We start from the raw sequence: 12,384 nt of genomic DNA, 5'->3' as shown, positions 1-12,384 counted from the left end.
CGGCCCGTCTCGGTATCGCGCGCCCCTCAGGGTGCTCACCCTGGGGGAACACCCCCGCCCCACTGTGATCCAGATCACACACGGTTCCTGTCAGCAATCGAGGCGCTGTTCCGCTCAAGTCACCGGAAGCAGCCGAAACAGACAGGAGCGCTTCATGAAGCACCGCATCGTCGTCCTTGGCGCCGGCTATGCCGGGGCCTACGTGGCCGGAACTCTGGCCCGGCGGCTGTCCCCGGCGGAGACCGGGATCACTGTGGTCAACGCCGAGCCGGACTTCGTGCAGCGGCTGCGGCTGCACCAGCTCGCGGCCGGCCGCGAGATCAAAGCACCGCAGCTCACAGACGTTTTCGCGGGCACGGGGATAGGGCTGCGCGTGGGTCGTGTCACCGGCGTCGATCCCGAGCGCCAGATCGTCGCCCTATCCGGCTCCGACAGCGCCGACGGCGACAGCAACGACGGCGTGGTCGGCTACGACACGCTGGTCTACGCGCTCGGCAGCCGCGCCGCCCACGGCGTCCCGGGCGTGGCCGAGCACGCCTTCAATGTCGCCGCCCGGCCCTGCGCACTGCGCCTGCGTGAGCGTCTGGACGGCCTGAGCGGACGGGGCGAGGGCGGGAGGGTGCTGGTCGTCGGTGACGGGTTGACCGGTATCGAGACCGCCACGGAGATCGCCGAATCCCGGCCCGAGTTGTCGGTGACGCTGGTCGCCCGTGGAGAGCTGGGCGCCCAGCTGTCCGCGGGAGCCCGCAGCCATCTGCGCCGCGCCTGTGACCGGCTGGGCATCACGGTCGTGGAGCACAGAGAAGCCGAGACGGTCGAAGCGGCGCGGGTGCGGTTCACCGACGGCACCGCCCTGGCATCCGATGCGACGGTGTGGACGGCCGGATTCGCGGTCAGCCCCATAGCCGCCGTCGGCGGGCTGGAGGTCACCGACAACGGCCGGATCGTGGTGGATCGCACCATGCGGTCCCTCTCGCACCCGAACGTCTACGCCACCGGTGACAGCGCCTACGCCATCGGCGACAACGGCCGAGCGCTGCCGATGTCCTGCGCGTCGGCCGGCTACACCGGCATGCAGGCCACGGCCGCGATCGTGGCACGTCTGACCGGCCGCGAGACGAAGAAGACCAGGCTTGAGTACCTGGGCAACCACATCAGTCTCGGACGGCGGGACGCGATGGTGCAGATGGTCGACGACCAAGCGCGAGCGAAACCCAGCTTTGTGGGCGGCCGCAAGGCCGCACGCATCAAGGCGGGCATCCTCCAGATGTCGCTGTGGACCACCTCGCACCCGACGTTCGGCCTGCCCAGGCGCAGGCGCCCCCTGGCTGCCGTAATGGATGCGCCAGCCGACAAGACCCTCGCGTTCCCCGAAGAGACGAGTGTCTAGGCCCTTAGGGTGATGCGCGTGGACAGCACCGCCACTGATCGCTTCGACGCCAGCCGGTTCGAGGCCAGCCGCAACCGGCTGGCCTCGCTGGCGTACCGAATGCTGGGCTCCGCCGTGGACGCCGAAGACGCCGTACAGGACGCGTTCATGCACTGGCAGGCCGCCGACCGGCAGCGGATCAAGGTACCGGAAGCGTGGCTGACCAAGGTCGTCACCAATCTGTGCCTTGACCGGCTCCGCTCGGCACAGGCCCGCCGCGAACGCGCCGTCGGCGCATGGCTTCCCGAACCACTGCTCGACGGCGACCCGATGCTCGGCCCGGCCGACACGTTCGAGCAGCGTGAATCGGTGTCGTTGGCCGTGCTGCTCGTCATGGAGCGACTCTCCCCCGTGGAGCGGGCCGTCTACCTCCTGCGCGAGGCGTTCTCCTACAGCCACAGCGAGATCGCCGAGATCCTGGACATCACCACCTCCGCAAGCCAGCAGCACCTCCACCGGGCCCGGCACCGCATCACCGCCGCGCGCCGCCGCGGCGCCGACGTCGATCCGGCATCCGCCCGCGGCATCGTCGAGGAATTCCTCGCTGCCGCCACCTCGGGACAGACGCAACGGCTGGTGGCGCTGCTCACCGACGACGCGATCGCGATCGCCGACTCCAACGCCGCCGGCCCGGTCACAACACTGCTGCGCTACGACACCCCTGAACGCATCGCCGCCATCGCACGAGCCGGTCTCACTCCCACCCCCGCCAAACGACGCCTCGCCGGCGGCACGCTCGCCATCCACTACACGCTCCTCAACCGCGCACCAGCCCTCCTCTTCGTCCGCGACGACCACGTCATAGGCACCATGGCGTTCGACCTCGCCCACGACAGGATCGCAACCGTGCGCGGCGTGGCCTCCCCCACCCGCCTGGTCCGCCTGGCCGAAACCTGGCGACAGCACGAACCACACACCCCGCCCATCGCCCAATGGTGAGGAGGTCGGCCTTGCACCGGTCGGAGCGGGCGGTGACCGCGATCAGGACGCGGTCGTCACCGAGGTCGTTCGCGTAGGCCTGGCGCTCCTTCGCCGACCACTGCCGCTCGCCCGAGTCCCAGGCCTCGGGCGAGCGGCACCATGTGGTCGACGTCCAAGCCGCCCGCGGCGTCCACGTGGACGTCGCCGCAAGGGCTGTACCACTGCCCTTGGGTGAGCGCGCATCGCGCGTCCTGCTCAGGAGCGGTGAACGTCTCCGCCAGCAGCACTTCCGTACGGGTGTTGCAGCTGTCCTTTTCGGCGTCCGTCCCGTGCGTGATGGCGCTCCGGGTATTGCCGGTCTGCGTCTTCCCCGCAGCGGGGAGCACGTTGACCGCGTCTTTGAGCGACAGGGCAGGCGTGCCGCCCGCTTCGGCCAGCGGGCCGCTCGGCGTGAGCGGGCAGGGTCGAAGCAGCGAGCGCGACCGTGGCTGCCGCGAGAGTGGCGACAAGGCGCACCAGAGAGGCCCCTTTCGAAGGTCCCATCAGGATCGGGATCCTTACCCGCACAGCCCGACTTCGAGCCCGCGCTCACGGACCGCTTCCGCGACCGCCGTGAGCGCGGCTGGCATCGTCTGCTGGGACACGCTCGGCAAGGACGCCAACCTTTACCTTGTGCAAAGATGTACCTGTGGAGGGGGCCCGCGCTCCCTCCTGGAGCGCCGGGAAGCCTGGTCGGCATCGTGTCCGCGCGATCCCGGAGAATGCGATGCCAGACCAGCCCGCCCCACGAGACGAGACAGCCAGGGCATGGCCCGGAGGCCGCGGCAACCGCGCCGCCGGCACATTCCGTGGCAGGCGTGTGGCGTCACGCCTGTCGATCACGCCGGACATCGAGGCAGCCCTGTCCTCCCCGCTGACGTTGCACCTCACCGGGGAGCTCGACGTGGACACAGCTGCCGGGCTGCGTGAAAGCCTGGCCGTCCTTGCCGGCCGCTTCGAAGGGGGCGCGCTGGTGCTCGACCTGTCCGGAATCACGTTCTGCGACCCCGCAAGCCTCTACACCCTGCTGGGTATTCGCCAAGCCCTCCCTCTGGCTGGCGTCGAGGTGTCGTTCAGCCATGCCAGTGCCGTGACGTTGGCCGCCGCCGACCGGGTGGGACTGATCGAGAGACTGAATCTGTAGCCTCGGCGGGGCCGTTGCCGCCGCCGCGGTCGGGCCCACTGGCCGCAGGAAGCTGGAACGTTCCGGCTCGGGACCGGCTTGCCGTAGCGCTGACGGAGCACTCATTCCCTTACAAGCCGCCGCCCCACCAGGGCGCGTATCGGGTCGTGCTCGATTGCGGGATGTGCCTTCGTGGCACGCTCCGGTCCGATAGACCGTCTTGCGTGACGCGAGTGCAACTGACCGCCCCGCAATGGCAGTTCATCGAGCCGTACCTGCCGATCGGTGAGTACGGCCGGTATCTTGAGCGGCTGCGGCAGCAGTTTGAGGGTGTGACCTGGCGGTTCAAGACGGGCGCGCCGCGGCGGGAGATGCCGACGAAGTTCGGCGCCTGGTCGACCGCGTCCACAACCGCTTCCGACAGCGGCGTGACGCCGGGATCTTTGAGGCCGTTTTGGAGGGCCGAGTAGGCCTTGGCGAGGCATCGCCACTCGCTATGACAAGACGCCAGAAAGCTACCTCGCCGGCCTCCACCTGCGCGCGCGATGATCTGGCTCAAGAACCTCACGCGGACCGCCCATTGACCAAAATCGACGCGCCCTAGCCGTACGGGTTGAGTGCCCAGAAGCGGACGGTGTCGCTGCGACGGTCGAACCACAGTTTGATGGAGTGGCCGCTGCCGTCGCGGTCGAGCTCGTGCGACCGGATCCACTGAGGGTTCTCCGGCCCCTCGCCCTTGAGCGGCTTCTCGAACCACGAGGAGAACTCGTCGGCCGGTTCCTCGGAGACGAAGGCGTGGGCCGCCGTCAGCTCGGCCAATTTCCCCGGCGTCAGCCGGGCGAAACCCGAGATCATTAGCTCCGGCGACGGTATGCCCCGATCGTTGTCCCGGCTGCTCACCCACTTGGCGTCGGTGAGCGGGCCCAGCAGCGGGAATGCCCGCTCCAGCGGTGTGGTGTCGGTGTGCCAGTCCCCCTTGGCCCCGTTCGCCACCTGACGCAGGGCCCACCAGGCGGGTAGGACCGCCAGCCCCGCCCCGATCCCGATCAACTTCCGTCGCTCCAAAGCGATCCCCCTCATGTCTGACTTCAGGGGGACCGTATCTGGCTCGAGCACCTCACCCGGACCACCTATTGATCACAACTGCATACGCGCCCTAGGACCGGCCAACACCGGCCGGCCCCGTGAGCCGCTCGGAAGCGGGCCTGCCCCCCAAACGTGTGCCGGCTACGGGAAGGCTTCCGGCGCCGGCCGGGGCACCTCGAGTCTTGCGATGCCGATCTCAGTGGCTGGTGAGTTCGCCGGTGAGCTTGCCGTGGAGGTCGGCGCTCGGGTCGTTGAGGCCGATGATCTCTACGCTCTTTCCGCGCTGGGTGTACTTCGTCTCGATCGCGTCGAGGGCGGCGACGGAGGAGGCGTCCCAGATGTGGGCGGCGCTCAGGTCGATGATGACCTTGTCGGGGTCGCCCGCGTAGTCGAACTGGCCGACGAGGTCGTTGGAGGAGGCGAAGAACAGCTCGCCCCTCACGCAGTAGACGACGCTGGTGCCGCCTGGGTCGGTGACGGCGGTGACACGGGCGAGGTGGGCGACCCGCTTGGCGAAGATGACCATGGCGGTGACGGAGCCGACGACGACCCCGATGGCGAGATTGCCGGTGGCGACCACGCAGACCACGGTGATGGCCATGACTGTGATCTCCCCGGCGGGCATACGCTTCAGCGTCTTCGGAGCAATGGAGTGCCAGTCGAAGGTCGCGAAAGACACCATCACCATCACCGCAACGAGGGCGGCCATCGGGATGTCCGAGACGACCGGCCCGAACACGATGCACAACACCATCAGGAACGATCCGGCCAGGAACGTCGACAAGCGGGTGCGGGCACCGGAGACCTTCACGTTGATCATCGTCTGGCCGATCATCGCACAGCCGCCCATTCCGCCGAAGAAGCCGGTCACGATGTTGGCGATGCCCTGGCCGATGGACTCGCGGGTCTTGGAGGAGTGGGTGTCGGTGATGTCGTCGACCAGCTTGGCGGTCATCAGGGACTCCATCAGGCCGACCAGCGCCATCGCGAAGGCGTAGGGGGCGATGGTCGTCAGGGTGTGCACGGTGAAGGGCACGTCCGGCAGCCCCGGCACCGGCAGCGAGGAGGGCAGCTCGCCCTTGTCTCCCACGGTCGGCACGGCGATGCCGGCCGCGACCGTGATGACGGTGAGGATGACGATCGACACCAGCGGCGCAGGAATCACCTTGGTGATCCTCGGGAAGAGCACCATCAGCGCGAGGCCGCCGATGATCAGTGGGTAGACGGGCCAGGGCACGTCGTGCATTTCCGGGACCTGCGCCACGAAGATCAGGATGGCCAGGGCGTTGACGAAGCCGACCATCACCGAGCGGGGCACGAACCGCATCAGTTTCGCCACCCCGAGCGCACCGAGGGCGACCTGGATGACGCCGGCCAGGATGACGGCGGCGACCAGGTATCCGAGTCCGTGCTCACGATTCAGCGGGCCGATCACGAGGGCCACGGCGCCGGTCGCGGCGGAAATCATCGCCTGGCGGCCGCCGACGATCGAGATCGTCACGGCCATGGTGAACGAGGCGAACAGGCCGATCGCCGGGTCGACCCCGGCGATGATCGAGAAGGAGATCGCTTCGGGGATGAGGGCCAGGGCGACCACCAGGCCGGCGAGCACCTCGGTACGCCAGACCTTGGGGTTGTTCAGCCAGTCAGGCTTGAGGCCGCGCAGCCGCGCGGCGGGAGTCACAGCAGCAGAAGACAAGGAAATGCGTACCTGTCGTGCTCGGGCACACCGCGGGCGGGCCGGGCGTGCGGGAAGGGGAGCGGGAGACCCGATGGCATCCCGCGGGCGACCCGAGGCGGGCTGGGAAGTCGTGGGGACGTGAGCCGGGGCCTGAGTGGTGCCCGGCCGGATGGGTCACGCCTGAGGGCGAATGGTCACGGCGGGCAGGCGGCGGCGATCGGCGTCATGGGCTCGCGCACGCTTTTCTCCTGCAGGAATCGGATCTTCGCCGGGGGGCCATCTGCCTCGAAACGGCAGCGACGGGGCAGCCGAACCGCCCTCACCAACAGCAACTCTACCGTAACGTTAGAGTAGAGATCGGTGGGGTTGCGCAGACGCGACCCCTCCGCGACGGGAAAGGCCAGGGTCACGGGCGTGGACGACAAGCACATGCAGATCGGCGAGGTCGCCGCGCGGACCGAGCTGTCCCTGCGCACCATCCGGCACTACGAGGAAACCGGCCTGGTCATCCCCTCCGCCCGCTCCCAGGGCGGTTTCCGCCTCTACACCGAGGGCGACATCGCCCGCCTCATGGTCATCCGCCGTATGAAGCCCCTCGGCTTCACCCTGGACGAGATGCGCGATTTGCTGGACGCCGCCGACCGCCTCGACTCCCACGAACCGGATGGCATCGAAGACCGGGAAGCATTGCTGAAGCGGATAGAGACCTACGAGCAGGCCGCCGCGCGGAAAATCGAGGACCTGCGCGTCCAACTGGCTCGCGCCGAAGAGTTCGCCACCACGCTCCGAGCCCGACTCGGGACCGCCCCACATGAGCAGAGCACCCCGGCCCGAGCGCCCGCCGCCGGCCCGCACAGCACACCCCGGGCCCCCGAGCAGCCGTCATAAGTGTCTTGGCGAGAAGCCGACTCGGACACGGAACGTCAGTCCGTGTCCGAGCAGCCCTGACGCTCCTGCGGCGGACTGCCACACCTGGCTGACTCCCACGAGGACGAGACGGCCGAGCATGAAGACGTTCGCGCCGACGCGAGGGAAATAAGCGCCACGTCCGCGAACATCCACAACCGTACTCATTCCGCCCCCGACGGGTCACGTGCTCCCCACCCGCAGGAGCTGCGCCAACAAGTCAGCGCGGCGCAGCAGCGGTTCGACCACCTCTCGCGTGACGTGTACACCTTCCCGAGCGGGATGCAGGCTTCGGACGAGGGCCTCGCCGCGGTTGCGGGAGCACGCGGGAAGGTGCCATGAATCGTCACGACGTGCAGTCATCCCCATGCCTCCTCACAGAACGTGCTTGCTGGTCTCACTCGACGGCCGCGTCTCGAATTGGAGCGTGTGACCTCAGGGTTGCTGGGCTCTGCTCCTTGGGGCACCTGGTGCCGGTCGAGAAGGCAGTTGGTCCTTCCGGCTGCGCCTGGGAGAGGGTTCAGCCTTCGACGCCGGTGGCGTCGTGCGACGCCCCGACGGGCTTGGACTCGGGGGATCCGCGTTGCCTGAGGTAGATGGCGAAAATGGCCATGGAGGCGACCGCCAGCAGCTCGGACTGCCAATTCTGAAGCGTGCGGCTCCAGAAATCCGCAGAGGACACGTAGTGGGCCCACGTGGTCGGGGCTTCCAGTCGGCGCAACTGCTCCTCGTTGTAGGCCGCGACGCCGGTGACCGATTGGGCGAGCCAGGAGAGCAGGAAGATGGCGCCCATGACAAGTCCCAGGGAGCGGGAGAAGACCGCTGCGCGCCAGTCCTTGTGCGCTGCCCAGCGGGGTGAGTCCTTCGTGGCGTGCTCTCCGACCATCTGCTCCTTGTCGGTCTCGGTCCCGGCCTTCCCGAGCTCCTTGGACTCCGGCGAACCGCGTTGCAGCAGCCAGACGGTCGCGAAGATGTAGAGAGAGAACTGCAGGTACTCCGACTGCCAGTTCTCGGTGACGTCGACAGCGAAGTCCGAGGACGTCACGTACGCACCGAAGGAGACAGCTGCCATGCCGTCGCTGACGAGCTGATTGTTGTACTGTGCGTGGCCCGCCACGGCCTGACCCACGAGTGCGAGCACGAAGGTGGTCAGGAAGAACAGCCCCAAGCTGTTGTGCCGTAGAAAGAGCCGTACCCGGTGCCGGGGCCGGGCGGTGTTTTCGCTGGTTTCTGGTTCGTGGCTCATCGGCGCATCAGCCCCAGAGCCATGAAGTACGCCAGACCGCCGATGATCACCAGCAGGGTCACGGCGAACAGTGTCCTCATGGTCCTCACCCGCCCTTGATCTCACACTCGTAGGGTCGCTGGGGACGTGGACGACACCCAGCAGCCGTCACCTTCCAGCCCGTGGGGAAATGCGCCAGGAACACGGTGTCCCGCTCCAACACCACCCGCGCCTGATCGCCGTACACGTCCACACCCCGTACGGAACCGGCCGCTGAAAGCTCCTCTTCCTCGATCGCCAGGCCAATCGCTTCCTGGCACCGCCTCTTGTCGGACTGCTCCAGTTCTTCGCGAGTGGCAGGCGCGAGAGCCGCGCACAGTTGCTCACGGTTTTCGGCGCCCAGCGCCTGCTCGAAGCGAGTGACCTCTGTTGTCACCTGGTCACGGCGGTCGGGGAGCGTGTCGCAGGCACTGACTGCGGTGAGGACAGCCAGCACGCCCAGCCACGGCCTGTACCACGGTCCTCGCATCCTGCCTCCCGGCGGCCTGGGCGGAACCTTGTCCGCTGTGGGTCCATCAAGTGACACCGGCTACCCGCTCATAGGATCTTCACGCCTCGGAGCCCGCAACCCGAGCCGGCGCAGGCTGACCGGGCCGACCGGACATGTTGAAGGTGAGCCGTCCGAGCGGCCCGGCTGCGACGTCGACCACACCGCACTGGCGGTGCGGTCGATCGCCAAGTGGCCGGCGCCGGTGGTCCTGGTCGCCCATACGATCGCGCTCCTCTACGGGCGACACCGAACGCGCGTGTGCGGGTTCCGCTGGCTCGTGCACCGACGCCCACCGGTGCGCCCGCGCCAACCCCGTCCCCCGACGCCGCAAATCGGTGCCGGCCAGGACGTGCAGGGGCGGCGGTACGGTAGCCGGAACTTTGATCGAGGCGGGTGGTGGCGGTGGAGTGGCGTGAGTACGCCGAGCAGATGGCTCTGCTCGCGCGGAATTTGCTGGCCCAGGACTCGGTCCAGGCGACGCTGGATGAGATCGCGGCATCGGCGGTGAAGCTGGTGGACGGCTGCGACGCGGCCGGGATCCTCGCGGTGCGCAAGGGCCGGGCCGTGACGCTGGCCGCCTGCGGGGAAAGGGTCGAGGACTCCGACCGCTTGCAGGGCGAGCTGGGCGAAGGCCCCTGCTTCGACCTGGCACGTCGCGCGGATGCCGACGGCGAGCGCGTATACCGGATCGCGGACATGGCGCAGCCTCAGCCGGCCTGGGAGAGGTTCGCCGCCGGCGCCCGCAAGCTGGGCATCGGGAGCATGACCGGCGTGCTCCTGTACACCGGCCAGGCGGACTTCGGTGCGCTGAATCTGTATGCGCACGGGGGCGGGGCCTTCGGCAAGGACATCGAGACCGCGGGCTGGATGCTGGCCTCGCACGCCGCCGTCGTCCTGGCCGGCGCGCACACCATCGACCAGCTCGAGCACGCCATGGAGACCCGGCACGCCATCGGCGAGGCCATGGGCATCCTCATGGCACGCCACCAGCTGAGCGAGGACGACGCGTTCGGCGTGCTGCGCCGCCTATCCCAGCACCACAACATCAAACTCCGCGACGTCGCCCACAAGGTTCGTACCGAACACACCGGTCTCGCCTGATCCAAGGACCGCGCCCGGTCGGCGCCGCTGGGAGCGGCCCCCTGGCGCGCCGTCGTGGGCACGGCACACCCGGACAGTCGCCGGCACGTCAGCGATGTGCTTCGGCGAGAAGGCAAGGCAGGTGACCGTTCTCGGGCATCTTCATGAGGTCCCGGCCGTGGTGGGCCGGCCCGCAGCGCCCTGGTCGTGGAGGTAGCCGTAGGCGGCGTTCCGGGGGCCAAGGAACGCGCCGGCGTCCTCCTTGGCCGGCTCGCTCTCAATACGACGCTGACCTGCGGCGATGCCCCTCGTCAGGCCGGACGAACACCGTCGTCCTAAGCTGATCGGGTGCCGCCCGGTCGGTTTATGCTCCCGGCGGGACGGTGCCCCGTACGCGGCCGTTGCAGGGGCGGAAAGGGGTCCACGATGGACGACTATCCCCTGATCGAGGACCACGGTCTGATCGGTGATCTGCAGACCGCGGCGCTCGTCACCACCGACGCGACGATCGACTGGTACTGCTGTCCGCGCTTCGACTCGCCCAGCGTCTTCGGTGCGCTGCTCGATCACGGCAAGGGCGGCCATTTCACGATGCGGCCGGCCGCGGACACGTTCACGACCAAGCAGCTCTACCACCCCGACACCGCCGTCCTGGTGACCCGCTTCATGACCGAGTCCGGAGCCGGTGAGGTCGTCGACTTCATGCCCGTGACCGGCACGACCGTCACCGGCCGGCACCGGCTGGTGCGCATGCTGCGCTGCGTGCGCGGCACGATGACCTTCGAGGGGGAGATCGCTCCACGTTTCGACTACGGCCGTCAGCCGCACGAGCTGCACATCACGGAGCACGGGGCGCTGTTCACCTCACGGGACCTGGACCTGGCGCTGCACACCGTGCGTGAGCCGCAGGATGAGCGCCTGTTGAACATCCTCTCGGGCGAGGAGAACGATCTGCGGTTCTCCCTGACGCTACGGGCCGGGCAGCAGCGCGGCCTGATCCTGGAGTCTGCGCCCCAGGGGCCTCCGCAGGAGATCGGGGTGGCGGAGTTCGAGCGGCTCTTCGATGAGACGGTGCGCTTTTGGCGTTCGTGGCTGAGCCAGTCCACCTATGCGGGCCGCTGGCGGGAGGCGGTAGAGCGTTCGGCGATCACGCTCAAGCTGATGACCTACGCGCCGACCGGCGCCATGGTCGCCGCCCCCACCACGGGACTGCCCGAACAGCTGGGCGGCGAGCGGAACTGGGACTACCGGTTCACGTGGATCCGCGACGCGTCGTTCTCGGTGTACGCGCTGCTGGGACTGGGGTTCAAAGAAGAGGCGGCGTCGTTCATCAACTGGCTGCACGAGCGGGTCAAGCAGGAGGCGGGCCAGGGCAACGGCACAGGGCCGCTGAACATCATGTACCGCGTCGACGGATCCTCCGACCTCGTCGAGGAGACCCTCGAACACTGGGAGGGCTACCGCGGCTCCGCCCCGGTCCGTATCGGCAACGGAGCGGCCGGCCAGCTGCAGATGGACATCTACGGCGAGGCACTGGACAGCATCTACTTCGCGCACGAACACGGTATGCACCTCGACCACGGCGGGTGGAAGGCGCTGCACACCCTCCTGGACTGGCTGGTCGACCACTGGGACCAGCCCGGTGAGGGGCTGTGGGAGACCCGTGGCGGCCGCAAGGACTTCACCTACGGCCGCGTGATGTCCTGGGTGGCCTTCGACCGGGCCCTGCGGATCGCCTACGACGACGGCCGGCCCGCGGCGGGCGGACGCTGGATGGACGCGCGGGACGCCATCTACACCCAAGTCCTCGACCGGGGCTGGGACCCGAAGAAGCAGGCGTTCGTCCAGCACTACGGCAACGACGTGCTGGACTCCTCGCTGCTGCGCATGCCCACGGTCGGGTTCATCACGCCGGACGATCCGATGTGGAAATCCACCCTCGACGCGATGGAGAACGAACTGGTCAGCGACAGCCTCGTCTACCGCTACAACCCCGAGGCATCCCCCGACGGACTGCGCGGCTCGGAGGGCACGTTCTCCCTGTGCACATTCATGTACGTCGACGCCCTGGCCCGGGCAGGACGCGTCGACATGGCCCGCCTGGTGCTGGAAAAAATGCTCACCTACGCCAACCACCTGGGCCTGTACTCCGAGGAGATCGACCTGACCGGACGCCAACTCGGCAACTTCCCGCAAGCCTTCACCCACCTGGCCCTCATCGACGCCGCAATCACCCTGAACGCGATGATCCAGGCCGGGGAAGGAAATCACGGCCAATAGAGCCAGAACGCGCTGAGACCCGGCACACCTTCACCACCGCAGGCGTCCGGCACACCGCCACGGC

The 12,384-nt window shown here is 68.3% G+C and carries 10 protein-coding genes and 1 pseudogene; 7 read left to right on the top strand and 4 right to left on the bottom strand.

Annotated elements, in window-relative coordinates:
• Positions 1–154: 154 nt before the first annotated feature.
• From ACWGIS_RS02735 to ACWGIS_RS02720, 4 genes and pseudogenes are all read left to right on the top strand, one after another.
• Positions 155–1,390 (top strand): NAD(P)/FAD-dependent oxidoreductase, encoded by a 1,236-nt coding sequence (locus tag ACWGIS_RS02735; RefSeq protein ID WP_453360617.1) that lies wholly within the window; start codon positions 155–157, stop codon positions 1,388–1,390.
• A gap of 18 nt (positions 1,391–1,408) precedes the next feature.
• Complete coding sequence (locus ACWGIS_RS02730; protein WP_453360616.1) at positions 1,409–2,368, top strand: sigma-70 family RNA polymerase sigma factor; 960 nt, start codon at positions 1,409–1,411, stop codon at positions 2,366–2,368.
• Between the two features lie 841 nt (positions 2,369–3,209).
• Complete coding sequence (locus tag ACWGIS_RS02725; RefSeq protein WP_453360615.1) at positions 3,210–3,533, top strand: STAS domain-containing protein; 324 nt, start codon at positions 3,210–3,212, stop codon at positions 3,531–3,533.
• Positions 3,534–3,736: 203 nt separating this feature from the next.
• A pseudogene (locus ACWGIS_RS02720) lies at positions 3,737–3,990 on the top strand (transposase); the annotation flags it as partial.
• A 122-nt stretch (positions 3,991–4,112) separates the two neighbouring features.
• Here the strand turns inward: ACWGIS_RS02720 and ACWGIS_RS02715 are convergent.
• Positions 4,113–4,562 (bottom strand): hypothetical protein, encoded by a 450-nt coding sequence (locus tag ACWGIS_RS02715; RefSeq protein WP_453360614.1) that lies wholly within the window; start codon positions 4,560–4,562, stop codon positions 4,113–4,115.
• Positions 4,563–4,794: 232 nt separating this feature from the next.
• On the bottom strand, positions 4,795–6,297 hold the full coding sequence (locus tag ACWGIS_RS02710) for a SulP family inorganic anion transporter (RefSeq protein WP_453360613.1): 1,503 nt from the start codon (positions 6,295–6,297) through the stop codon (positions 4,795–4,797).
• Positions 6,298–6,693: 396 nt separating this feature from the next.
• On the opposite strand from ACWGIS_RS02710, the gene ACWGIS_RS02705 reads away from it, so the two are divergent.
• Positions 6,694–7,167 (top strand): MerR family transcriptional regulator, encoded by a 474-nt coding sequence (locus ACWGIS_RS02705; RefSeq protein WP_453360612.1) that lies wholly within the window; start codon positions 6,694–6,696, stop codon positions 7,165–7,167.
• 538 nt (positions 7,168–7,705) lie between these two features.
• Here ACWGIS_RS02705 and ACWGIS_RS02700 read toward each other — a convergent pair.
• Positions 7,706–8,431 (bottom strand): DUF6766 family protein, encoded by a 726-nt coding sequence (locus ACWGIS_RS02700; RefSeq protein WP_453360611.1) that lies wholly within the window; start codon positions 8,429–8,431, stop codon positions 7,706–7,708.
• Positions 8,432–8,516: 85 nt separating this feature from the next.
• Positions 8,517–8,906 carry a hypothetical protein gene (locus tag ACWGIS_RS02695; protein ID WP_453360610.1) on the bottom strand — a complete coding sequence of 130 codons (390 nt, stop codon included), beginning with the start codon at positions 8,904–8,906 and terminating at the stop codon, positions 8,517–8,519.
• 483 nt (positions 8,907–9,389) lie between these two features.
• Between ACWGIS_RS02695 and ACWGIS_RS02690 the strand changes: the two genes are divergently transcribed.
• Entirely contained in the window at positions 9,390–10,061 is a 672-nt protein-coding gene (locus ACWGIS_RS02690) for a GAF and ANTAR domain-containing protein (RefSeq protein ID WP_453360683.1), read from the top strand.
• 405 nt (positions 10,062–10,466) lie between these two features.
• Complete coding sequence (locus tag ACWGIS_RS02685) at positions 10,467–12,320, top strand: glycoside hydrolase family 15 protein (RefSeq protein ID WP_453360609.1); 1,854 nt, start codon at positions 10,467–10,469, stop codon at positions 12,318–12,320.
• Positions 12,321–12,384: the final 64 nt, after the last annotated feature.

The sequence above is a fragment of the Streptomyces sp. NPDC054842 genome (assembly GCF_053611025.1).
The sequence above is the reverse complement of the archived record's forward strand: the minus strand, read 5'-3'. Positions and strand labels throughout refer to the sequence as shown.